Genomic DNA, 25,327 nt, shown 5'->3' with positions numbered 1-25,327 from the left:
ATTGCAAATGAAGCTTTTTATTCAATCGGCCAAATTGATTTCAAAACATTCTGAATTCCATAATCAAGTCATAGACTTATACATTAATAATGGTAAGATTGAAGCAATTGGAAACAACTTAACTCCACCAGAAAAGGTTAATATCTACACCCACAATAATCTGCATATTTCGGCTGGATGGTTAGACTTGGGTGCAAATTTTTCAGATCCTGGAAACGAACATAAAGAAACCATTGAAAGTGGAATAAATGCAGCTGCCAAGGGTGGATTCACAGCTGTGGCAATATCTCCTGCTACAGAGCCACCTATTGATAATAAATCGATAGTACAATATGTAAAAAATAAGGCAAATGGTGCTATTGTGGACCTATTGCCAATGGGAGCCATCTCTAAGGGAATTCATGGTATTGAATTAGCTGAACTTTTCGATATGTACGAAACAGGCGCTGTAGCATTTACTGATGGAAAGGCTTCTGTACAGAATCCTAATTTATTAAAAACTGCCCTACTCTATTGTAAAGCATTTGATGGTTTGGTTATTAATTATGCAGATCATAAAGACCTTAGCCATAAAGGAATGATGCATGAAGGCGAGAAAAGCATGCATTTAGGTTTAAAAGGAATTCCTGCATTAGCAGAAGAAATCATCGTGAATCGGGATTTATATCTTCTAGAATACACAGAAGGTAAAATACATTTTTCTACACTCAGCACCGCTAAAAGTGTAGAGTTAATCAAAGAAGCTAAGAAAAAAGGGTTAAGAGTAACCGCTGATGTCAGTGCTGCTCATCTACTTATAGATGATAGTTATCTGGACGAGTTTGATACAAGGTTCAAGGTTCAACCTCCATTTCGCGACAAATCGCACATTAAGGCTTTAATAAAAGGTCTAAAAGACAAAACCATTGATGTAATTACTTCCAATCACGTGCCTGAGGATATAGAAGCTAAAAAGCGAGAATTTGATCACGCTGCTTTCGGTATTATCAACCTTCAAACGGCATTTGGAGCAGCTAACACGGCTTTGAAAGGTAAATTAGAGTTAGAAGAAATTATAGAGAAGTTGGCAGACAATCCCAGAAGAGTTCTTGGATTGGAACCCATTCAAATTAAAGAAGGAGAAATGGCTAATCTTACACTATTTTCCCCTGAAGAAAATTGGAAACTAGAAAAAAGCGACATCGCCTCTAAATCTAAGAACAGCCCATTTATAGGAATGGAACTAATTGGAAAACCTTTAGGAATTATCAACCATAACCAAATCGTATACTCCTAAGCTAAAATCATGAAAACAACACTTTTGACAATAAGCTTATTGCTTTCCATGATTTCTTTTGCACAAACAAAAAAGAAGAGCTCTGTTAAAACCGATAAAACACTAGCGGTAAAAATTGACCCTAAAGTAAAAACGATAGAATCCATCCACAATTATATGGTTGACTATTTGAATCGGAACGTAGAAATGGCTCCTACATTTAGATTGGATACTGTGTTAATCAAAAATGAAATTACGAAAGTACCTGACAGTCTCTTACCTAACGACAGTATCCGATTTGATACTACCATACTTGGAACTGAAGCACGTTATTATTTATATACTGATTCTAACTTAATTGATTCCATATCATTTTATTTAGACCATCAATTTAATGTAATAGATAGTCAATTGGTTAAACTAGGCTATGCCATCCAACTTGCAAATGGAGAACTTACCTCATTAGAAAATGCAAAAGTAAAAGTGTTGGAAGAATATCCTGATGCCATTTGGAATCGTATCACTTTAAAAAGAGGAAAAGTTGAGCACTATAATCGAAAAGGATATGAATTAGGTCAAAAATTAACCTATTACTACTTTGATGGTATTTGTAAAACCTGCTCTTATCAAATTATAAAAATCCAATTTGATGCAGAAACAGGAAAAGTCGCTAGTGAGTTAAAAATTAAAACCGACTAGTTTGTAGTCATCTTGGCATATTCGCTACTTCTCATTATTATCATTAGATGCAAGAAATCATTATAACCTATGATTCCACTTTGCTCTCTTAAAAACTAGTGAATTTTCTATCCGACTCTATGGATTATTTCAGCATTAGTTGTCTAATATACTTCACGGGGGCACTTCCGTAACTTAAAAACTCTTCATGAAATGCCTTCAAGTCAAAGGACTCTCCTTTTCTTTTTTGTAACTCCTTTCTTAGCTCCATTATCTCATAAAACCCTGTGAAATAACTGCACAATTGAACGGATGATAATTGCACTCTTCTCCACTTTCCTCTTGCCTCCTCTTCTTGTTGAAACGCCTCTTTCATTAAAAGTTGAAGAGCTTCTTCTTCATTCATACTCAAGACATGAACACTATAATCTAAAATCGTATTACAAACAGTCCTCAAATTCCATTTATAATACATTAACCAGAGCTCATCTGAATGATTACCATAACCATTTTCTAGCATCATCAATTCTGAATATACGGCCCAACCCTCAATCATCGCTCCATTACCTAAAATGCTCTTGATTAAACTGGGTGATTGATTGCTATAAATTAGTTGAGTATAATGACCAGGAATCGCTTCATGAATGTTTAATATCTGCAACATATATTGATTGTATTCACGCAAATAGCTTTCTGCTTGCTCTGGTGAATAATGATCCAGTGGAGTGACATTATAATAAGTCTCCGCTTCTGAGTCATAAGGACCAGGAGCAGAAATAGACGCACCCGCAACACCACGCATATATTCCGGGGTTGCTCTTACCACCAAAGGTTTTTCAGGATCGAGTGTCATTAAATCATTTTCAATTACGAACTGCTCTAATTCGGGAATTTGCTTGCGAATAGTAACAATAAATGAATCTCGATCAGCATGGATTCCTGATAAGGTATCTATCATCATTCTAATGGCGTCCTCCTTCCATTCAGGCATTTTTGATTCAGGTAGATATTTAGACCACATTTTTTTTGTTAAAGCAAACATTTTTTCATGCAGATCATTCTTTCTCTCAATCGCCTTTTGATAGATTTCTCTGGCTGTAAACGTTGACGACATGTTGTGCTTAAATTTCTTTTCGTACAAATCTGTGCCTAATCGAAAATCAATAGAACGTTCACCACGCTCAACCTGAGGCTTTAATTCATTTTCTAACCAACCAACAAAACCATTAATAGAAGCTACAGCAGAATCTACTAGTAAGGTAATTTCATTTTTCTCCGAATCATTTAAAGATGAGACGTCCAATGAATCTCTTATCGCTTTATCAAAAACATTTATTGACCCTTTTAATTGTTGAATAGCCAAATTAGTATGAACTAAAGTAGGTGCCGTAATTTCATTTCTTGCGGTTGTATAAAAATCTCCTACAGCTTTTAATTTTTCAGAAATGTTTTGAAGTCGTTTTTCTAGAGAATGGTCTCGGTAGTTGAGAACAGTAAAAAACTGACCTCCTAGATTATACTGTGAAGGATTCCATTCGTATGACTTTAATTCATTCAATTGAAAATACTGCCCATCAATAAAATCTCTAATCAAGTAATAATCGGTCGTATTTCCACCAGATAAACTTTTTAAATTAAATCGACTTAATCTCGCTTTAGAAGAGTCTAAAAACTGTATCACCTCGTTACGATATGAGTCGTTAGGGATTGTCAAAATATGATCATAATCGTGCATTCCTTCAGCTGAAGCCCAACTTGGAAATATTTTCCACAGTTCCTCAATGAAACCTGTTTTAAAAGTATCAAATTGAGCGTCTAAATTAACAACCTCATTTTTACTTTTGTCAGTATGAGAACAAGCTGTTATCATCATACAAACGACTATCAATCCGATAATTTTCTTCATCTTCTTAGAAATTTATTACAATTCGAAAGTACAATTTTCTTATTCGATTTACTAAATCCATTTTTGATTTTAATCAAATGATTAAGTTTACCATTGAAACGCAAAAACTAATCAATGAAAAAATTAATTATAGCCTCCTCTATTCTTAGCTTGTTTGCTTGTGGAGAGGGAGAAAAAAAAGAAGAATTGAATACTAGTATAACTTTAAAACCATATCCTGAAGTTAGGAAAGATAGTATCTCTGATGATTACTTTGGGACAATAGTAAACGACCCCTATCGATGGTTAGAAGACGATCGCTCTGAAGAAACTGCGAACTGGGTAAAAGCACAAAATGAAGTTACTTTTGATTATTTGAGTCAGATACCCTATCGCGATCAATTGAAAAATAGGCTGACAGAACTTTGGAATTATGAAAAAGTATCTACCCCTTTTAACAAAGGAAAATACTACTTCTACTATAAAAACGATGGTATTCAAAATCAATCTGTTCTTTATTACAGAGAAGGCCTAGAAGGAGAAGAAAAAGTACTATTAAATCCAAATGAATGGTCAGAAGATGGTACAGCTGCCATGAATGGTTTAAGCTTTTCTAAAGATGCAGAATATATGGCTTTTGGGGTTTCTAAAGCAGGTTCAGACTGGATTGAAATTCAAGTAATGAACATGGATAAAATGGAAATGACTGCAGACACCGTTAAGTGGGTTAAGTTTTCAGGTATATCCTGGTATAAAGATGGTTTTTATTACAGTAGTTATGATGCTCCTAAAGAAGGTTCAGAGTTCTCAAACAAGAACGAATTTCATAAAGTGTACTACCACAAACTGGGAACTCCTCAGTCAACTGATCAATTAATTTTTGAAGATAAAGTCAATCCGGAAAGGAACTTTTATGCCGGTGTGAATGAAGCTCAAACCCTACTCATTATTTCAGGGTCTGAATCGACTTCAGGAAATACTTTAATGGTAAAAGAATTGGATAAAAATGAAGGTTTTATCACTTTAGTGGATGATTTTGAAAACGAACAGAATGTAGTTGGTTACGAAAATGGAGAAGTTTTATTATTTACCAATGTCAATGCTCCTAATAATAAACTAGTAAAAGTAGATTTAAAAAATCCTTCGAAAGAAAATTGGGTGGATGTTTTACCAGAAAAAACGGACTATTTAAACAGTGTGACCATAGCTAATAATCAATTGGTAGCTTCCTATATGAAAGATGTTGTAACTGCTCTTGAAATCTATGAAAAAGATGGAACCTTCAGCCATGCAATAGAGTTACCTGGTTTGGGATCTGCGGGCTTCAGTGGAGACAAAGATACTTCATTAGCTTTTTATTCATTTTCGTCCTATACAAAACCTGGAACCATTTTCAAGTATGACATGAAAACCAAGAAATCTTCTATTTGGTATGAAGCTAAAACCGCTTTCGATGGAGACAATTATGTAACCAATCAAGTATTTTATGAAAGTAAGGATGGAACTAAAATACCGATGTTTATTACCCACAAAAAAGGTTTAAAGATGGATGGGCAGAATCCGACATTTCTTTATGCATACGGTGGATTTAATATCAGTATAAAGCCTTATTTTGATGTAAAAACAACCGTTTTCTTGGAACAAGGTGGAATATATGCCGTTGCCAATTTGCGAGGTGGCAGCGAATATGGTGAAGATTGGCATAAGGCAGGGATGAAGGAAAAAAAGCAAAATGTTTTTGATGATTTTATTGCAGCTGCGGAATACCTAAAAAAATTCAAGTACACCTCTACTGAAAAATTGGCAATACACGGAAGAAGTAACGGTGGACTCTTAATAGGAGCTGTAATGACACAGCGTCCTGACTTAGCTCAAGTAGCACTACCTGGTGTAGGTGTTTTAGATATGCTACGTTATCATCAATTCACTATTGGTTGGGCATGGGCAGGTGAATATGGAGATAGTGAAACAAAGGAAAGTTTTGAAAATCTATATCGGTACTCTCCATTGCACAATGTGAAGAAAGGAACAGACTACCCTGCGACTATGGTGACTACTGCTGACCATGATGATCGAGTGGTTCCTGCTCATTCATTTAAATTCATTTCAGAACTACAAGCAAAAGGTTCAGATAAAAACCCATTGCTAATTCGCGTAGATGTAAATGCAGGACATGGAGCAGGAAAACCAACTTCAAAAACCATAGAAGAGTGGGCTGACATTTGGAGCTTTGTCCTATGGAATCAGGGAGTAACCTATTTAAAATAACAACCATTTCTTTATAGTTTATTAACTCCTTACCTCCATGAGGTAGGGAGTTTTTTTTGTACTTTTTAGATTTAAAACACCATCATGAAAACATTCCATTACGCCTTTAAGGTGAAAGATATAGCAAGTACACGCCAATTTTATATCGCATTATTAAATTGTATTGAAGGTCGCTCCACTGAAGATTGGATCGATTTTAATTTCTTTGGCAATCAATTATCTGCTCACGTAAGTAAAGACATTCCAGCATTAGATTATTGTGGTAACGTAGATGGAATCAAAGTACCCATCCCCCATTTTGGCTGTCTGATTACCGTTAAAGAGTTTGAAGGTATCCAAAGTAAGCTAGAGAGCATACAGACCAAGTTTATTATCAAGCCAACACTTCGATATGAAGGAAAAACAGGAGAACAGCGCACCATGTTTTTTTTAGACCCTAGTGGAAACCCTATAGAACTTAAAGCATTTACTAATGAAGCTGAAGTATTTTTAAGGTAATTCTTAATGAGATTTTAAAACGAAATCTTATTGATTATAGCCATTGAACCAGCAATAACCCCTCCTATCAGGATTATGGTAAAGTATGAAATGATATAGATTAAAAATGATTTGATTAGGCTTATCAAAAAATTCACCTGAAAAAACCGATTATAAATCCAAGAAAAAATTATCACAGTAATAAGTGCAGAAATTGCGGTAGACCACAAAAAGAATCCAGGAATAAGCCATAAGAAATAAAACAATGTACCAACGGCAATTGTAACCCCGTAACTATATGAATTAATAATTAGGTGTTCAGCATAATTCAATTTGAACTTTCTAAAAAAGAGTTTGCTGTAAAAAGCAAAAAAGGGTACTGTGCCTATTGTTATCAGTGTAAGGTATTTATTGATAAACTCTTGAACATCTTTTCCAACTTCTTGCGCCTTTATTCCAGATTGGGGCATACCTAACTCTTGAGCTTTTTCATTCAATCCAAATAGCAAGGATATTAGAACACTAATGGTAGCCCAAATAAAAATAAATCGAAAGGGATGTAAATACTTAACTGTCGCACCAGTAATGTTGTCTAAAAGAACTTTTTGTGGATTTTTAAACAACCGAAAAGTTGTAAAAAACAGACCATGATCCATATTAAAGAGTTGATGAAAAACCCATTTGATAGAATCTTTTAGTTGAAACCGCTTAGCTATTTTTCGTTGTCCACAATGATAACAATACGGGCCGAGTAATTCGGTTTTACAAGTTTTGCAGGTATTTAATGCTGCCTCAGAAAACTGGTCGGTAATTATTTCCATACTTACTCAATATGTATTAAAATTGAAATATAAAAAAATCCCTTCCTGATTTTATCAGGAAGGGATCAATTATTATGGTTTCGAAAAGAAAATTACTTCTTCTCTCCTTTTTCCATCTCTGATTTCAATTTAGACAAAGCATCTAAATCACCAAGAGTTGTTTTCTCTTGTGAATCTTGCATCGTCTTAATCTTCTTCGCAGTTTGAGCATGCTCCGCTTTAGCAGAAGCTCTCTTCTCTTTTACTTCTTCAAACTCAGCATCCTTGAAAATTTGAGTATGACTCACTGCAATTTTACGTGCATTTTTATTAAAGTCTACAATTTTAAAGTCTAGTACTTCATCAACAGCAGCAGTAGTATTATCTTCTTTTACGATATTTTTCTTCGTAGCTAAAGCTTCAACTCCATAAGGTAAAACAACTGTTGCACCTTTTGCATTGATTTCTGTAATAGTTCCTTGGTGGATTGAACCCACTTCAAAAATGGTTTCAAATGTCTCCCATGGATTCTCTTCCAATTGTTTATGACCTAGGCTTAATCTTCTATTTTCTCTATCAACTTCTAAGATAACTACCTCTAATTCATCACCAACAGCGGTAACTTCTTTAGGATGGTTGATTTTCTTAGACCAAGAAAGATCTGAAATGTGAACCAAACCGTCAACACCTTCTTCTAATTCAACGAATACTCCAAAGTCAGAAATGTTAGTTACTTTACCTTTGTGCTTATCACCAACGATAAATTTCTCAACAATACCTTCCCATGGATCAGGAGTCAATTGTTTAACACCTAAACTCATCTTTCTTTCTTCTCTATCTAAGGTTAAAATTTGAGCTTCAACCTCATCACCTACAGTAAAGAATTCTTGAGCAGGCTTCAAGTGGTTAGACCAAGTAATTTCAGATACGTGGATCAAACCTTCAACACCAGGCTGAATTTCAACGAAAGCACCATAATCAGCAACTACAACAACTTTACCTTTTACTTTGTCGCCTACAGTTAATTTCTCGTCTAACTCATCCCACGGATGCTTCTCTAATTGCTTCATACCTAAAGCAATTCTCTTCTTGTCATCATCAAAATCAAGGATAACAACATTAACCTTTTGATCTAATTCAACGATTTCTTCTGGGTGATTAACACGTCCCCAAGAAAGATCGGTAATGTGAACTAAACCATCAACACCACCAAGATCAATAAATACTCCATAAGAAGTAATGTTCTTAACAGTACCTTCTAATACTTGTCCTTTTTCTAATTGAGCAATAATCTCTTTCTTCTGAACTTCAAGCTCAGCCTCAATTAGTGCTTTGTGAGATACTACAACGTTTTTGAATTCTTTGTTGATTTTCACAACTTTAAATTCCATCGTTTTATCTACGTACATATCGTAATCACGGATAGGCTTCACATCAATTTGAGAACCTGGTAAGAATGCTTCAATACCAAATACATCAACGATCAATCCACCTTTAGTTCTGCATTTCACATAACCTTTGATTACTTCTTGAGACTCCAACGCATCATTTACTCTATCCCATGCTCTAAGCGCTCTTGCTTTCTTGTGAGACAATAATAATTGACCATTTTTATCTTCTTGGCTTTCAATAAATACTTCAACTGAATCTCCAACTTTTACTTCGTCTTTATATCTCAATTCAGACATTGGGATAACACCATCAGACTTGTAACCGATGTTTACAACAGCTTCTCTTGTGTTTTTAGAAACAATGATTCCATCTAACACTTCTTGCTCATTAATAGAAGTTAAAGTATCTCCATATACTTCTTCCATTTTTTCTCTTTCAGCTTTTGAATACAATTCATCGTATTTACCGATAGAATCCCAATCAAAATCTTTAGAGTCAGCCGCTACAGAAGCATTAATGCTGTTATCTGCTTTTGGCTCATTTGATTCTTCTGAAGTTGCATCTTCAACTGCTTCAACTACAGCCTCTGCTGCGTCTTTAACTGCTTCTACAGCATTAGTTGCTACTTCTTTTGCTTTGTTCACGATCTCCTCTGCAGGGTTCGTATCCTTTTCTTTGTTTTCAGACATTCTGAATAATTACTTGTATTTCGTTTACTTGTTGGTATTTAAACGAAAGAAATTAATAGTTAACCGACTATACCAATACGTCGATTTTTTGGACTGCAAATGTAAGGCTTTTTATTATAATTTTAAAATAACCTAACCTTCTTGAAATCAAACAACATTCTCTTTGAAAGGTGAAATGCAATCGAATTTTTCAGAATTGTTTTATTCATTTTTTTGTTACCCAGAAGAACACAAAATAAAGACCCTCCCAAAATGGAAGAGTCGTTAGTATATTTCTATGATTTATAATGTTAGTTCTTCACTACCTTTCTAACCACCTTTTCTCCATTGCTCGTAATTAAATGAATGAAATAGATACCTTCCGATTCTCCTAACTCTACCTCAACTTGGGTAGCAGATTGGTGAGTACTTTCGTTGATCAGCATTCCATGTACGTTATACACTTGAGTAGTAAAAGCACCATATAGCCCACCTAAAGATAATGTGACAATACTATTGGTTGGATTCGGAAATACTGCGAGATTATTGCTGAGTTGGTTTTCAGAAATGCCGACTACTGTAATTGGATAGCAGGTGGAAGTATCCACACAACCATTTGAAGTAATTTCAACAGCATAGTTTCCTATTGCTGTTGCTGTAAACAATTGCCCTGTTTCATTCGGGATGATTGCATAGTTGTTGTTGCAATCTAACCATTGGTAGGTGGCATTGGAGACATCTGCTTTTAGACTACTTCCTAGAGAAGTAACTGTCGCTGAAGGACAAATTAAAACCTTAGTCAAAGAACTAAATGGGATACCTCCCGTACTTGACATTGATAATGAATGTTTAGGTAAATTGATATTAGTAGAAGGATTGTATTCAAATATTACTCCATTATTATTGTTTCCGCCATATTTAGTTACCCCATAATAGTTGCCATTTCCTCCTTTAATTAGACCCTCATTGGCATAATATCCAGTGCTATCCTTAATGAATAAACTCTTAATTGTAAATTTATTATTGTTGTTATCATACTCATATAGAATTCCGGAACCATTAACACCAAAAACACTGTTTGCCCCTCCACGCTTTGTTGTTCCCACAAAGACGCCATTGGAAGTTTCCAAAAGTTCTCCATTTGGGTTTACTATGGTATCAACAAAATTATACTTAGTTGAAAAAGTATTTGTCAATAAATCAAACTCATAAATAGAACCATTACCGTGAAATCCACCTGAAGCATTCACCCCATACAGTTTATTATTTGATTCTATTAAACCTCCAGAGTATCTTTCTGGGAAAGAGCTCAGGAATAAATGTTTTTCTACCAAAGTATTAGTCTGAATGTCATATTCAAAAATACCTCCTAGTCCTCCAGAAAGATATTTTTGACCAATCCCATAAAGTTTTCCGTTACTTGCTTCCAACAATCTACCAATTGGAGAATTTATCCCTGAGGTATTAAAAGTATGTACTATTGTTAAGCTATCAGTACTCAAATCTAATTCAAAAATACTATTCCCACTTACGCCGTATAATTTTTTATTGGAGGCTTGGATCAATTGATACTGTACTCCAAAACTTAAATCAACTACCTTTCTGATAAAATTATTATTTGGATTAATCTCGTAAATAACTCCTGCATTGAATTCGCCGCCAATAACTGTAGCTCCATAAAGCATTCCATTGTCTGCTTGACACAAACTTCCAACTGGAGATCCTCCCAACTCGTTGTAATTAAACCTATTTTTAATGACTAAGCTATCTGTGGCTTTTTTGTACTCATAAACCCCACCGTGATTATCATTATTAATCGAAGCTGCCAACCCATAGTACTTTCCAGATGATGTTTTAATTAAATCTCCTGCAATTGCACTAACGCCTATTGAAATAAAACCCGCTTGTAAAATTAATGTGTCAGTTAAATAATTATAAGTTACAATGTTTCGTCCGTCGTGATTCATAAGTGTTCCAATTGTATCTTCAAAAAAAACTCCCCTTGGATAATAATTAAAATTAAATCCACGACCAAAATCAACCTTCTTAATAACAGTATCGATAGAAATATCATACTCAAAAAGTGTTCCTTTATAATTAAGTCCACCCCAATATGTTAATCCATATAACTTACCGTTAGCAGCTTCAAATAGGGACCCAACTGGATTCTCTCCTATAGATTGATTAAAACTATATTTATTTATTAAGGTATCTAAAACTAAATCATACTCATAAAGAACCCCCTTTCCATTCACTCCACCTGCACTTGTTAGCCCATATAGTTTACCATTTGAAGCTTGTATTAGTTTACCAGATGGGGATTCCCCAACACTAGAGTTAGGAAATTCAGCAACACTAATTACAGTGTTTGTTATAATATCTAATTCATATATTCCTTCTACATTTTTTAATCCGTCATAAAAACTTGTCAGTCCATACATTTTTCCATTTGCTGCTAAAAGCAAATCACCCAAAGGTCTTTTACCTGTTACAGTATCTTGAAATTGGTGAATTAAACTATATTTATTTGTTACAGGATCGAATGAATAGATAGTACCTCCATTATATATTCCTCCTGAACTAGTATTCCCATATAACTTTCCATTTGGCGCTAATGTTAACCCGCCAAAAGGATTACCTAGATACAAAGTATCGAAATTAATTTTCACAGTAATTTCGTTTAGAATAGGATCGTATTCGAAAATTGTTCCATTAGCACTGCTAAAAGTTGAAGTTGTTGTACCATACAATTTACCATTAGGATGTTCACAAAGATTTACATAACCTGGCTCTGAAGCATTTATGGCGGGGAAGTCGTAAACGATATTAAAGTTATTCCCCAAAGAATCAACCTTAAATATCACTCCTCTTTCTGATAGTCCACCACGAGTCGTGACACCCCACATTTCATGTTTCTGTGAGAAAGTAAAAATTGAAAGAAGTAACAAGAGAATTAGTACAGGTAGCTTTAGTCTATTTTTCATCATAAAGGTAAGTTTAGGTTTGAAATCTTCCATTAATAGATTTAATTATAAACGTTTAAATTAACTAAACAGTTGCATCATTCATCTAACATTTGTCCCTTTTTTTTTAATTCTATGCAAAAAAAAACGACCCTCCCAAAATGGAAGAGTCGTTAGTATATTTCTATGATTTATAATGTTAGTTCTTCACTACCTTCCGAACCACCTTTTCTCCATTGCTCGTAATTAAGTGAATGAAATAGATACCTTCCGATTCTCCTAACTCTACCTCAACTTGATTGGCAGATTGGTGAGTACTTTCGTTGATCAGCATTCCATGTACGTTATATACTTGAGTGGTGAAAGCGCCATACATTCCACCTAAAGATAGTGTGACATTGCTATTGGTCGGATTGGGAAATACTGCGAAATTATTGCTGAGTTGATTTTCAGAAATACCTACCACTGTTATTGGATAACAAGCGGAAGTATCTATACAACCATTTGAAGTAATTTCAACAGCATAAATGCCACTTGTTTCTGGTCTGAATATTCGATTAGTATCATTGGTAATAATTGAATAATTATTAATACAATCGAGCCATTGGTATGAAACATTAAGTGCTCCTGCTACTAATGTATTTCCACTTAAATTAGTTATAGAAACATCTACTTTTTTTATGGTTACATCAACAGAGATCACGCTATCACAGCCTGAAATTTGAAGCGTATCAGAGTATAGTCCTGAACTGGTCCAAACATGATTACCACTTGGTGAAACATAACTTTTACATGCAGTAATTGTTCTAGTTCCTTTTGGCATAATACAAGTTGGTATTTTTATCAAGCTTCCATATGGCTCTGCACCATTTAATCCTCCACTAAATTCATATTTATTAATCAAAGTGTCTGTTATAAAAGAATACTCAAACAATACCCCCCCGTAATTTTTACCACCATAAGGCACAACTCCATAAAGTTTGCCGTGATTCAGTTCCCTTAATTGACATTCAGGGTTACCTCCACTGATTGTATCAACAAAATCTAACTTTTTAGTGTAAGTTGAAGTTGTAACATCATATTCAAACAATACGCCCTCGCCATTTGATCCACCATACAAAGTCATTCCGTAGAGTTTACCATTACTTGCTAATGTTAACTCATTGAATGGAGCTTGACCACTAACTCCATTAAAATCATACAACGAATTAAATGCATTCGTAGTGATGTCATAAGAAAACAAATATCCACTATTGTTTACACCCCCCGAAGTACTTACACCGTATAATATACCATTTGGTCCTTCGATTATCATTCCATAAGAAGAAGATCCGGGTATTGGACTCAATGATCGAAATATTTTAGAATTATAGTCAAATTCAAAAATTACTAAACTATTGCTGAAGGATCCTTGATAGGATAAGCCATATATTTTCCCATTAGAATGTTCAATTAAACTACTTTTAGAGCTCGTACCATAAATAAACTCATGTGCAATAGAAATGGTATCTAATAAAAAATCATATTCATATAATATTGAGCTTCGGTAAGTACCTCCATATGTCGCTACTCCAAACATTCTATTAGTTTTTGTATAAAGTAGATTATCTTGAGGAAAGCCATTTGTATTAACTAAATCAAAATTAACTTTAGTCTTTACTTCTCCTGTTAAGGGATTTACCTCAAATAAAGAACCCCAATAGTTAGCTCCACCCTCTCTAGAAGTTCCATACAACATTCCATTATTGGCATAGGTTAAACTTCCTTCAGGGTGTCTTCCAATAGCTGAATGGTTTAGGAATTTTAAATTATTCAATTGATTCCCTATATAATCATAGGAATATAATAACCCTGCTCCGGTATCGCTTAAAAAAGTAGTCCCTAACAACTTATTTGAAGAAGTTAAGGTTAATGATCCCATTGGCTGATATCCATTCTGAGTATATTCAAAATCAATCTTTTTCAATAAGGAATCGTTCTGATTATTATATTCAAATAATACTCCATCATTGTTAATTCCCCCATACCGCGCTACACCATAAAACAGTCCGTTTGAAATCTCAACCAAACTACCAGTGGGATGCTTACCACTTGTTAGGCTATCAAAGTGTGTTTTTACTATTAAGGTATCTGTAACCAAATCGTATTCGTATATCACACCAAAATTATTAACCCCTCCTGTATTGGTCATTCCGTAGAATTTTCCATTAGATGCTTCAATAGGTCCTTCTAGAGGATTTGAACCTTTGAGTCCCGAGAATTCTGATTTCTTGATAATGGTATCCAGTAAAATATCGTATTCAAACAGAGTTCCTACTCTAGAGAATCCACTTAAAAAAGATGTTACGCCATATAATTTGCCATTAGTCGCTTGAATTAAACTACCTTGTGGATTACTACCAATTGTTAACCTATTAAAATTAACCTTTGTTGTGAAAGTATTATTTAAAGTGTTGTACTCAAATAAAATTCCACCCCCAAATGTTCCACCAAAAGGAACAACTCCATATAACTTTCCATTTGAAGCCTCTAATAATGTACCATTTGGCCTACCTCCATTCGCAGTTCCAAATTCGAATAGTATTTGATAAGATTTTGCAACTAAATCATATTCGAACAGAACCCCTGAATTGTTTAGTTTACCTTCTGATGTCATCCCATAAAGCTTTCCATTTGAAGCCTGAATGATTCCACCGAGTGGTAAACTCCCAGAGAAATAACTAGTAAATTCATAAATTGCTTTATACTCATTTGTGGAATCATTGTATTCAAACAATACACCATCACCTCTCCGCCCTCCATCTGAAGTCAAACCATAGAATTTACCGTTGGTCGCTTCACATATTTTAGAGTAATAAGGTTCTTCTCCTTTATTAAATTCAAAAGAATGAACATTGGTTAAATTATTTCCAAAAGAATCTGTTTTGTATATGGTACCCGCTCCAAACTCCCCTCCTTCTGAGGTCATCCCCCACATCTCGTATTTTTGAGCAAAAATGCATGTTGAAAAGAATATTAGAGTAGGTAATAAGATTAATTTCAGTCTAGTTCTCATAAGTAATAATCGTTTTTCTATTCAATAGTCAATCAAACAAATATACAGAGGATTTAAGATTCATTAACAATGTGGGCGCAAAAAAAACGACCCTCCCAAAATGGAAGAGTCGTTAGTATAAATTTTGTGTGATTCTCTTTTTAATAGGCTATCAAGTCCAACAAATCCGCTTCAAACTGATTCGATGCCAAGAAGTTTTTCTCCAAAACAGGATTAAACGGAATGGCTGAATCCAAACTTGCGCATCGTTTTACTGGAGCATCTAATTGAGTAAAGCAATTCTCCATAATCAATGCAGAAATGTCGGAGGCGATTCCTCCACTAATTACATCTTCTTGCAGAACAATAGCTCTTCCTGTTTTATTCACCGATGCGTAGATGGTTTCCGTATCTAACGGACTCAAGGTTCTTAAATCGATCAAGTCGGCTGAAATCTCTGGGTGCTTCTCCAAAACGGCCAATGCCCAATGCACGCCCATTCCGTAAGTAATGATAGAAACCTGTGTTCCTTCTTTTACGGCTCTTGCTTTCCCAAAAGGTATGGTATAATATCCTTCAGGAACTTTACCACTCAAACTTCTGTATAAGGCTTTGTGCTCAAAAAACAGCACCGGGTTCGGATCTTCGAAAGCGGTCAACAACAATCCTTTTGCATCTTCAGGGAAAGCTGGATAAACCACTTTTAAGCCCGGAGTATGCGTAAACCAAGCTTCATTGCTCTGAGAATGATATGGACCTGCTGCCACTCCTGCTCCTGTTGGCATTCTAACGACTACGTCTGCATTTTGTCCCCAACGGTAATGGATTTTCGCTAGATTATTAACGATTTGATTGAATCCTTCGGTCACAAAGTCGGCGAATTGCATTTCCATCATGGCTTTCTTTCCTTTTATGGACAACCCCAAAGCGGTTCCGACAATAGCCGATTCACATAATGGTGTATTTCGAACTCTTTCTTTTCCAAATTGTGCTACAAATCCATCTGTAATCTTAAATACACCGCCATACTCTGCGATGTCCTGCCCCATCAACACCAAGTCGTCATGTTTTATCATGGCTTCTCTTAAGCCGTCTGAAATGGCATCAATCATTCTTTTCTCTACCACTTCACCAGTTGGATCAGTTTCCTGAAAATCAAATGGCGCATACATATCTGACAGCTCAGTTTCAGTATTAGCTACTATATCGTCTTCCGCATAAGCTATTGTAAGGCCTTCTTCTATTTCATTCTTTATTTCCAATCGCAGGAGGGACTCTTGATCAGCATCCCATACGCCAATCAATTCCAAATATTCTCTATATCGGTCTACCGGATTCTTGGTTTCCCATTCCTCAAACAATTCATTGGGTACGTATTTCGTTCCTGATGCTTCTTCATGTCCACGCATTCTAAAAGTCATGCATTCCACCAATATTGGTCGAGGATTTTCTCGCATCGATTCTGCCAATGACTTTATTGTAGAATAAACGTCCAATATGTTGTTTCCTTCTACTTTAACAGCTTCCATTCCATAACCAATTCCCTTATCGATAAACTGCTGACACTTAAACTGCTCCGAAGAGGGTGTAGATAAACCATAACCATTATTTTCTACGATAAACAATACCGGTAAATTCCAGACAGCAGCTACGTTCAACGATTCATGAAAATCTCCTTGACTAGCTCCACCATCACCAGTAAAAACAGCTGTCACTTCTTTCTTTCGATCTAATAAACTCGCTAATCCTATTCCATCGGCTACACCCAATTGCGGTCCTAAATGAGAAATCATACCTACAATTTTGTAATCATTGGTCCCAAAGTGAAACGAACGATCTCTTCCTTTTGTGAACCCGCTCATTTTACCCTGAAATTGAGCAAAAAGACGATTCAACGGAATACCTCGAGAAGTAAAAACTCCTAAATTTCTATGCATCGGGAGGATGTATTCTTCAGGGTTAAGGGCTAAAGTTGTCCCCACTGAAATAGCTTCCTGACCGATTCCTGAAAACCATTTTGAAATCTTGCCTTGACGTAATTGCAACAACATTTTTTCCTCTATCATTCTTGGCTTCAGTAGGTTTTTATACAACTCCTTAAGTGTAGAGTGTGGAATGTCTTTATGATCAAAAAGTAAGCCCATTGTGTTGAGTTTGGTATATTAAAAGCAATCAAAGTTATGTGAATTTAGCTAACTTTGGAGAAATCCATTAGCTCTTTTCAACAAAATGACTTTAGAAACTATCGGAATATTTTCACTACTTATTCTTGCTATTTTTTATTTGATATATAATTTTAGAAATCAAGTTAAATCGCACAACTGTGATAAATGCGGATTAATGGAAATGAAAAAGCAAAGCGATCGAATCAACGGAAAAGACTAACCCCCTTTTATGCCATTAAAAAAGAAAAATAATCGAATTGAAAATCGGCTGAGAATTATATTAAGCGCAGCTATCCTGCTTTTGATAATACTGTCTATCGTTTCTTATAGAAGTCTAAATTCCTTTAAAGTAAAGAGTGCTTGGGTTGCTCATACTTCTGAAGTATTGTTTAATGTGCAGCGATTGTTAGTGGAATTGAAAGATGCTGAGAACAATCATCGTGCGTACTTAGTTTCTGAAGACGAAACATTTAGACGTCCATACATTAACTCCAAAATTGGAGTGATGGAATATTACAATGAGTCTCAAGAATTGACCAGAGACAATAGCAAACAACAAAAGCGCTTCAAGCAGTTATTGACATTAATAGACAAATGGTATGCTTTAGTTGAAGATATCCACATCGCTAAAGAAGATAGTATCCTCAATAAGGCTATGATAAAAACTTCACTGAAGCGGGAGATCGATGTGATGGAAAATATTCAATCCATCATCAGCTTAATTGAGGAAACCGAAGAGAATCTGCTAAAAAAACGTAATAACGATGTTGACATTGCCTTAGAAGAAAACTATTTAATTATTTCAATTTTTGCGGCTTTAACCCTCATTATCATCCTTCTAGCCTATTTGCACTTTATTAGAGATATTCAATTAAGAAGTGCTTTGGAGGATCAATTGCAAGAATCCATTCATCGATTGAGCCAAACCAACCAAGAATTAGAGCAGTTTGCTTATGTCGCTTCACACGATTTACAAGAGCCCCTGAGAAAAGTGATTTCATTTTCCGATATTATTTTAAGAAAGCACGCTGAGCAGCTTGATGAAAAAGGTCGCACTTATTTTGATCGAATGATTAATTCTACGGAGCGAATGCAGACTTTGATTCAGGATTTATTGAACTTTTCACGCTCTACCCGAAACATTGGAGATCGAAAATCGATTAAAATCAACAATCTAATTAATGAAGTATTGGAAGATTTAAGTGAATCTATCCACGAAGCGAAAGGAAAAGTAAAATTGAAGTTAACAACGGAGACGACAATAAATGGAACTCCAGTTCAATTGCGCCAATTGGTTCAAAATATTATTTCTAACGGGATTAAATACCGTAAAAAGGATACCAATCCAGTGTTAAAAATAAAAACTAAGATTATTCCTGCTGTAAAATTAGAACAGAAAATACCCTTATTGGTAAGTGAAGAATTTATAGAAATAACTATCAATGATAACGGTATTGGGTTTGATGAGCAATACTTAGACAAAATTTTCACTATCTTCCAAAGACTGCATGGCCGTTCTGAATATAGTGGAACGGGTATTGGTTTAGCCATCTCAAAACGCGTGGTAGAAAACCACAATGGATACATTACTGCTAAAAGTGAAGTCGGCAAAGGCAGCACTTTCTTTATATATTTACCAGTTGAAACAAAAGCCTAAGCGTTGAATAGTCTCTATTTTCACCATTCATTACTTTTAATTAAGCGAATTGGTATTGCTCTTTTATTATTTACTCTTTTAAGAATAACCTTTTTAGTTTTTAATTACGCTTATTTTTCTGCTTATGATTACAGGGTGTTTATAGGTGGTATTCGTTTTGATATAGCAGCAATTGCTTACACTTATTTACCTTTCATTCTTGGCTCTATTCTGCCACTAAAGTTGAGAAATAAGCGCAGTTATCAACAAGTATTAAAAGCACTTTTTTTGTTCTCAACAGTGGTTTGTGTTTTGGTTTCAGTCATAGACATGGCCTACTTTCCTTTTACCTTAAAGCGCACCACTGCTGATATATTAGATTTTGTAACAACCGGAGATGACACCTTAAGACTAATTCCTCAGTTCCTACTCGATTATTGGTATTTAGGGATTGTATTCGTCGCTTTTTTATGGTTAATCAATTGGACCTACAATAAAACCTTGTCCAACTTTGTTCCTGAAACAAAATTTTGGACCCAATGGTTGTTGTTTGTTCTCTGGCTTGGAATAGCTGTTTTAAGCAGCAGAGGTGGTTGGCAGTTACGCCCTATCACATCCCTTCAGGCAAGTCAATATTCTAATGTGCAAAATGTTCCTTTGGTTTTAAATACTCCCTTCACCATTACTAGAACACTATTTAAGGCTCAAATCACTGAAGTGAACTATTTTGATGACAAAGAGCTTACTCAAAGATTTAACCCTGTCCAATACTATAAAGCGGACACTAACCTAAGACCAAACATTGTCTTGATTATTTTGGAAAGTTTCTCAAAAGAATACATTGGCGGATACCACAATGGTAAGGGTTATACTCCATTCTTGGACTCATTAATGGAGCACAGTATAGTATTCGACAATGCCTTTGCTAACGGTAAAAAGTCTATAGAAGCCCTACCTTCTATACTGGCGGGATTACCAAGCCTAATGGATAGTCCATACATAACTTCCGGGTATAATAATAATTCTATTCAAGGAATAGGAACACTGCTTTCTGAATTAAATTATTCCAGTAGTTTTTATCATGGTGGAACTAACGGAACCATGAGTTTTGACGCATTCGCACAAATGTCTGGAATCGAAAAATATTATGGGCGAAAAGAATACGATAATGAAGCAGACTATGATGGAAACTGGGGAATTTTTGACGAGCCATATTTTCAATATTTCGCTAAAGAGTTGAGTGAAAAAGAAGAACCCTTTTTCTCTACTATATTTAGTTTATCCTCTCATCACCCTTACACCATTCCTGATCAACATCAAGGAAAATTTCCAAAAGGAATCCTTGAAGTTCATGAGAGCGTAGGATATTCAGATCATTCCCTTAAAAGGTTTTTCGAAACCGCTCAAAAGATGCCTTGGTTTGAAAATACAGTTTTTGTAATTACCGCTGATCACACCGCTCAATCTATTCGACCAAAATATTTGAATCGACTAGGGATATTCAGTGTACCATTAATTATATATAATTGGAAAAATGGGCCATCGATTGGCCATTACCAACCTGTAACTCAACATGCAGATATTTCTTCCATTTGTCTTGAAATAGCCAACTTTGATGGAAAAGCACTCAATTTTGGAAACTACCCCTTAGACTCAACAAATCAGCATTTTGCAGTCAACTATCTAACAGGCGTATATCAATTAATTGAAGAAGATTACTCGCTACATTTTGACGGAGAAAAAACGATTGGACTTTATCACTTCCCTTCGGATACAACTCTTGTTAACAATTTAATGGAAATTGAAAATAAACAGAGGGATAAAATGGAAAAACAGTTGAAGGCAATAATTCAACAGTATAACCACAGAATGATAACAAATGAACTTTCCTTAAAGAAATAGTCTTTAAATTTGGGGTTCTAAAATTTAGCCCTTGTCCGTATCGCTCTCAAAATATAAGTTACTTTTCATTATCAATCCTAACTCAGGTGTTCAGTCCAAAGACAAAGTTATTCAGCTGATCGAAAAACACTTAGATCATTCAAAATTTAACTATCAGGTGATCTATACGGAACACCCGAAACATGCGGTTACCTTAAGTAAAGATGGTGTATTAAATAAGTTAGATGCAGTAATTGCCGTTGGAGGGGATGGATCAGTAAATGAAGTAGGTCAAGCCTTAATTCATACCAATACTGCCTTAGGAATTTTGCCATTTGGCTCAGGAAATGGATTAGCACGTTCGCTTAAAATCCCAATGGATACCGTTGAGGCGATAAAATGTATTAATCGTTTTAAAAGAAAACGCATAGACACCGCTACAATCAATGGAGAACCTTTTTTAGGAACTGCAGGTTTAGGGTTTGATGCGCATGTCGGATGGAAATTTTCAGAATTTGGTCAAAGGGGCTTTTTCTCTTATATGAAAGTAACAGCTAATGAATTTTACAAGTTCATCCCAGACCGGTACACCATTGAGGTTGATGGTAAAAATATTGAATCCCATGCATTTCTAGTCAGCTTTGCCAATTCTTCTCAATACGGCAATAATGCGTGGATAGCTCCTTCTGCTGAAATCGACAATGGATTAATATCAGTATGTGTACTTGAACAATTCCCAGCGTTAATGGTACCTGATATGATTTTCAAGCTCTTTAGTAAACAGTTGGAGAAGTCGAAGTACTATAAAACATATAAAGGAAAAGAGATTAAGATAAAGCACCATAGAGACATTGCCCACATTGATGGAGAACCCATAAAAGTCAAGGAAGATTTAGTCATAAAAGTGCTCCCTTCTTCTCTGGATGTGATTTGCTAGCAAAAGGCTTATGTTCCGCCTCCGTTAAATGTGAATTAAATGTAGATAAGGAATTAAACCACCCTGCGTTCTATTTTGGACTTTTTATCGAATTATAAAAGGTTATCACCGTAATCGAAGCCTGATTTTTATGAGCTTCTAACTATTCTATTGCACTTTCTGTTAATAGAGAGGTAACAAATTCTGCAGTTAATGGCTGCGACTTTGCCTTCTCTCGAATGGTATCAAAACTGTACCTAAAATCACATCCTTCTTTGTATGCACTGCATCCATAAGCTGTTTTTCCTTTGATTACTGTCCCTGTGTTACATTTTGGGCATGCTAGAATAGTAGGCTTGTTTGGGGTTACAGTCGACTTCTCTCCTTTCTTTTCTTCCAATACCAGTTGAAAATCATCACTAAATCTTACCAAACCCTCTTTTTCTCCGTCAGAAGTTTTAAAGCCTTTTAAATTGACGGTACTTCCTTTTTGCAACAACCGTAAATATTGCTTTTCAGATATCTTCTTTCCTTCAAATGAAAAGGGCAGTATAAAATGACATCCACTTTTATAGCGACTACAGCCATAACTTGAATTTCCCTTCAATAAAGAACCCTCTTGGCACTTTGGACATGACTGCCCAACAATTGCAGTCTTTTTAGATGGTGCATCGAGTTTTGTAGAATCATCTTCTGTAGAATGAGATATTTTTGTATTGATTTGTTCCATTCGCACCTCGTAGACCAGATGATGTACCATATTCTTCATGTTATTCACGAATGAGCTAGCATGAAATTTACCTTTTTCGATTTCTTTTAACTGTTTTTCCCACTGACCAGTCAATTCTGCAGAGGTTAATAAATTATTCTTAATAATTTCAATCAGTTGTATTCCGGTTTCCGTTGGTAGAATTTGCTTTTTGTTTCGTTCAATGTATTTCCGTCTAAACAGCGTTTCAATAATATTTGCTCGAGTTGAAGGTCTACCGATACCATTCTCTTTCATTAGTTCGCGCATTTCTTCATCGTCCACTTGCTTACCGGCGGTTTCCATCCCCCTTAGCAAAGTAGCTTCCGTATATTGGTTAGGCGCTTTGGTTTCTTTTTCCAAAAAGGTAGGTTCATGAGGGCCTTTTTCTCCTTTTTTAAACATGGGTAGTTCATCTTTCTCTTTTTTGTCTTTGCTTTCTGCTGTTTCAAAAACAACCCTCCACCCTTTTTCTAAAATCACTTTTCCCGTCGTTTTAAAAGGCACAGTATCTACTTTTCCTGAAACAGTGGTATTCGCAACCGAACAATCGTCATAAAAAACAGCGATAAATCGTTTAACTATAATGTCGTATACTTTTAAATAATTGCCATGTAAAGGAGCTTGTATTCCCGTAGGAATCAATGCATGATGGTCAGTTACTTTATTATCATTAAACACTTTTTTTGACTTCCTTAATTTTTTCCCAAGTAACGGCTGTGTTAAAGATTGGTAGGTGGTCAATTTTTCTAATATTCCAGGGGCTTTTGGATATATATCATTGGGCAAAAATGTCGTGTCAACTCTTGGGTAAGTGATCACTTTCTGCTCGTATAATTTCTGAGCTATTTTTAAGGTTTCATCCGCTGAAAGTCCAAATTTATTGTTGCAATAAACCTGTAATCCTGTCAAATCAAACAATTTAGGAGCATACTCTTTCCCTTTTTTCTTGGTAATTGCAAGCACTTCGAAGTCATTCTCTTTTACCACATTAGCAAAAGCTTCTCCTTCCTCTTTCTTCAAAAACTTACCTTCTTCACAATTGAACAGCGTCTCTCTGTATACTGTTTGTAATTCCCAAAAGGGTTTAGGTTGAAAGTTTTGAATTTCTTTGTATCTATTGACAATCATTGCCAATGTGGGGGTTTGTACCCTACCAATAGACAATACCTGCTTATAACCGCCATATTTTACAGTATATAATCTTGTGGCATTCATCCCCAACAACCAATCTCCAATGGCTCTAGAAAATCCGGCATAGTATAGATTGTCATACTTTTCAGCTGGTTGTAGATTTTCAAAACCTTCCTTTATCGCTTCTGTTGTCAAAGAAGAAATCCATAATCTTTTGACTTCGCCTTTATATTCTGCCTGCTCTATAACCCATCTTTGAATTAACTCTCCCTCTTGCCCGGCATCACCACAATTGATCACTACAGTAGCAGTCTCAAATAATTTTTTGACAATTTCAAACTGCTTTTTGATTCCTGAATTATTGACAACTTTCGTTTTAAACTTATCAGGAAGCATTGGGAGATAACTGAGGTTCCAACTTTTCCAATGAGGTTCATAATCATTGGGCTCAAACAAGGTACATAGGTGTCCGAAAGTGTAAGTAACCACATAACCGTTTCCTTCATAATACCCATCGTGCCTATTATTTGCGCCTAAGACATTGGCAATTTCACGAGCTACACTAGGCTTTTCTGCTATACAAACTTTCATCTGAAACAAAAATAGTCAAAATTGAAGTAGGGCATTCATAGGAAATGAGCGTATAATAACTACTTTAATAGCAATTCAGTTGCTTGATTTTTAAATTCTTAATTTATAGATATTTTTATAGATTCAGTGTGATTTTAAAAAAGTTTCAATTAATATTGCAGGGCTTACTTCTTGAAAATTAGAAAGCCAACTATCATTTATAAATATTTATTATCTCCATCTGCTGACTTATGAAAAAAATAATTATTTCTTTACTTCTGTCCCTTTTTACTTTATCCATTTGCTTTTCACAAGATACTATAACATTAAAAACAAGTGAAGACATAAAAGCGAAAGTACTTGAAGTATCACCAACAGAAATAAAATACAAAAGATTTGATAACCTTGAAGGACCTGTTCATATCGTTTTAGTAGCTGATGTTTTAATGATTCGTTATGAAAATGGTACAAAAGGGATATTCAATGTAGAAAAAGCCGAACCATCTACTACCACTGCTGAAACTACCGTTTCAACTGAAAATCTTTTTTATAAAGGGCAAAATGATGCTGTAAGATATTATAACGGCTACAAAGGGGCAGGCACTGGTACTTTAGTAGTTAGTCTGCTGTCACCAATTGCGGGATTAATTCCTGCAATCCTATGTTCAGCATCTGCACCTAAAGAACGGAACCTTAACTACCCCGACGCTCAATTAATGAGCAAAGACGAATACTATACAGGCTATAAATTCAAAGCCAAAAAAATCAAGCAAGGAAAGGTTTGGACCAATTGGGGAATTGCTTTAGGAGTAAATGTATTTCTAATTTTAGCCTTAAGTTCAGGGCAATAACATCTC

The 25,327-nt window shown here is 35.2% G+C and carries 15 protein-coding genes; 8 read left to right on the top strand and 7 right to left on the bottom strand.

Going from position 1 to position 25,327, the window contains the following annotated elements:
• The first annotated feature begins 7 nt into the window (after positions 1-7).
• On the top strand, positions 8-1,276 hold the full coding sequence (locus tag GQN54_RS05330) for a dihydroorotase (protein ID WP_160632481.1): 1,269 nt from the start codon (positions 8-10) through the stop codon (positions 1,274-1,276).
• Positions 1,277-1,285: 9 nt separating this feature from the next.
• Entirely contained in the window at positions 1,286-1,954 is a 669-nt protein-coding gene (locus tag GQN54_RS05325) for a hypothetical protein (protein ID WP_160632480.1), read from the top strand.
• A 124-nt stretch (positions 1,955-2,078) separates the two neighbouring features.
• Here the strand turns inward: GQN54_RS05325 and GQN54_RS05320 are convergent, their stop codons facing one another.
• A complete protein-coding gene (locus GQN54_RS05320) occupies positions 2,079-3,839 on the bottom strand; it encodes a DUF885 domain-containing protein (protein ID WP_160632479.1) in 1,761 nt (586 codons plus the stop codon).
• Between the two features lie 114 nt (positions 3,840-3,953).
• On the opposite strand from GQN54_RS05320, the gene GQN54_RS05315 reads away from it, so the two are divergent.
• A complete protein-coding gene (locus tag GQN54_RS05315) occupies positions 3,954-6,086 on the top strand; it encodes a prolyl oligopeptidase family serine peptidase (protein ID WP_160632478.1) in 2,133 nt (710 codons plus the stop codon).
• 84 nt (positions 6,087-6,170) lie between these two features.
• Positions 6,171-6,584 carry a VOC family protein gene (locus GQN54_RS05310; protein ID WP_160632477.1) on the top strand — a complete coding sequence of 138 codons (414 nt, stop codon included), beginning with the start codon at positions 6,171-6,173 and terminating at the stop codon, positions 6,582-6,584.
• A 14-nt stretch (positions 6,585-6,598) separates the two neighbouring features.
• On the opposite strand, the gene GQN54_RS05305 is transcribed toward GQN54_RS05310, so the two are convergent.
• From GQN54_RS05305 to GQN54_RS05285, 5 genes are all read right to left on the bottom strand, one after another.
• On the bottom strand, positions 6,599-7,384 hold the full coding sequence (locus tag GQN54_RS05305; RefSeq protein ID WP_160632476.1) for a DUF3667 domain-containing protein: 786 nt from the start codon (positions 7,382-7,384) through the stop codon (positions 6,599-6,601).
• 92 nt (positions 7,385-7,476) lie between these two features.
• Entirely contained in the window at positions 7,477-9,444 is a 1,968-nt protein-coding gene (rpsA, locus tag GQN54_RS05300; RefSeq protein WP_160632475.1) for a 30S ribosomal protein S1, read from the bottom strand.
• 290 nt (positions 9,445-9,734) lie between these two features.
• Positions 9,735-12,407, bottom strand: coding sequence for a T9SS type A sorting domain-containing protein (locus tag GQN54_RS05295; protein WP_207554830.1), 2,673 nt, complete (start codon positions 12,405-12,407; stop codon positions 9,735-9,737).
• Positions 12,408-12,585: 178 nt separating this feature from the next.
• Positions 12,586-15,441: a choice-of-anchor tandem repeat GloVer-containing protein gene (locus GQN54_RS05290; RefSeq protein ID WP_160632473.1), complete on the bottom strand. Its 2,856-nt coding sequence runs from the start codon at positions 15,439-15,441 to the stop codon at positions 12,586-12,588.
• A 140-nt stretch (positions 15,442-15,581) separates the two neighbouring features.
• On the bottom strand, positions 15,582-17,564 hold the full coding sequence (locus GQN54_RS05285; RefSeq protein ID WP_160632472.1) for an alpha-ketoacid dehydrogenase subunit alpha/beta: 1,983 nt from the start codon (positions 17,562-17,564) through the stop codon (positions 15,582-15,584).
• 250 nt (positions 17,565-17,814) lie between these two features.
• Here GQN54_RS05285 and GQN54_RS05280 point away from each other — a divergent pair, with 250 nt between their 5' ends.
• Genes GQN54_RS05280 through GQN54_RS05270 form a run of 3 tightly spaced genes read left to right on the top strand, consistent with a single transcriptional unit; the run spans position 17,815 to position 22,039 of the window.
• Positions 17,815-19,242, top strand: a complete 1,428-nt coding sequence (locus tag GQN54_RS05280; protein WP_160632471.1) for a sensor histidine kinase — start codon at positions 17,815-17,817, stop codon at positions 19,240-19,242.
• A 3-nt stretch (positions 19,243-19,245) separates the two neighbouring features.
• A complete protein-coding gene (locus GQN54_RS05275) occupies positions 19,246-21,123 on the top strand; it encodes an LTA synthase family protein (RefSeq protein ID WP_160632470.1) in 1,878 nt (625 codons plus the stop codon).
• Positions 21,124-21,154: 31 nt separating this feature from the next.
• Positions 21,155-22,039 carry a diacylglycerol/lipid kinase family protein gene (locus GQN54_RS05270; protein ID WP_160632469.1) on the top strand — a complete coding sequence of 295 codons (885 nt, stop codon included), beginning with the start codon at positions 21,155-21,157 and terminating at the stop codon, positions 22,037-22,039.
• Positions 22,040-22,181: 142 nt separating this feature from the next.
• On the opposite strand, the gene GQN54_RS05265 is transcribed toward GQN54_RS05270, so the two are convergent.
• Positions 22,182-24,491 carry a DNA topoisomerase 3 gene (locus GQN54_RS05265; RefSeq protein ID WP_160632468.1) on the bottom strand — a complete coding sequence of 770 codons (2,310 nt, stop codon included), beginning with the start codon at positions 24,489-24,491 and terminating at the stop codon, positions 22,182-22,184.
• 230 nt (positions 24,492-24,721) lie between these two features.
• Between GQN54_RS05265 and GQN54_RS05260 the strand changes: the two genes are divergently transcribed.
• Positions 24,722-25,321, top strand: coding sequence for a hypothetical protein (locus GQN54_RS05260; protein ID WP_160632467.1), 600 nt, complete (start codon positions 24,722-24,724; stop codon positions 25,319-25,321).
• Positions 25,322-25,327: the final 6 nt, after the last annotated feature.

The sequence above is a fragment of the Acidiluteibacter ferrifornacis genome (genome assembly GCF_009909615.1).
GTDB lineage: Bacteria > Bacteroidota > Bacteroidia > Flavobacteriales_E > Vicingaceae > Acidiluteibacter > Acidiluteibacter ferrifornacis.
This window is presented reverse-complemented; position numbering and strand designations above follow the sequence as displayed.

Excerpts from the sequence above, each read along its gene's own strand:
- GQN54_RS05325 (WP_160632480.1), top strand. The coding sequence starts at position 1,286 with ATGAAAACAACACTTTTGACAATAAGCTTATTGCTTTCCATGATTTCT.
- GQN54_RS05315 (WP_160632478.1), top strand. The coding sequence starts at position 3,954 with ATGAAAAAATTAATTATAGCCTCCTCTATTCTTAGCTTGTTTGCTTGT.
- GQN54_RS05330 (WP_160632481.1), top strand. The coding sequence starts at position 8 with ATGAAGCTTTTTATTCAATCGGCCAAATTGATTTCAAAACATTCTGAA.
- GQN54_RS05305 (WP_160632476.1), bottom strand. The coding sequence starts at position 7,384 with ATGGAAATAATTACCGACCAGTTTTCTGAGGCAGCATTAAATACCTGC.
- GQN54_RS05310 (WP_160632477.1), top strand. The coding sequence starts at position 6,171 with ATGAAAACATTCCATTACGCCTTTAAGGTGAAAGATATAGCAAGTACA.
- rpsA (WP_160632475.1), bottom strand. The coding sequence starts at position 9,444 with ATGTCTGAAAACAAAGAAAAGGATACGAACCCTGCAGAGGAGATCGTG.
- GQN54_RS05260 (WP_160632467.1), top strand. The coding sequence starts at position 24,722 with ATGAAAAAAATAATTATTTCTTTACTTCTGTCCCTTTTTACTTTATCC.
- GQN54_RS05265 (WP_160632468.1), bottom strand. The coding sequence starts at position 24,491 with ATGAAAGTTTGTATAGCAGAAAAGCCTAGTGTAGCTCGTGAAATTGCC.
- GQN54_RS05320 (WP_160632479.1), bottom strand. The coding sequence starts at position 3,839 with ATGAAGAAAATTATCGGATTGATAGTCGTTTGTATGATGATAACAGCT.
- GQN54_RS05285 (WP_160632472.1), bottom strand. The coding sequence starts at position 17,564 with ATGGGCTTACTTTTTGATCATAAAGACATTCCACACTCTACACTTAAG.
- GQN54_RS05290 (WP_160632473.1), bottom strand. The coding sequence starts at position 15,441 with ATGAGAACTAGACTGAAATTAATCTTATTACCTACTCTAATATTCTTT.
- GQN54_RS05295 (WP_207554830.1), bottom strand. The coding sequence starts at position 12,407 with ATGAAAAATAGACTAAAGCTACCTGTACTAATTCTCTTGTTACTTCTT.
- GQN54_RS05280 (WP_160632471.1), top strand. The coding sequence starts at position 17,815 with ATGCCATTAAAAAAGAAAAATAATCGAATTGAAAATCGGCTGAGAATT.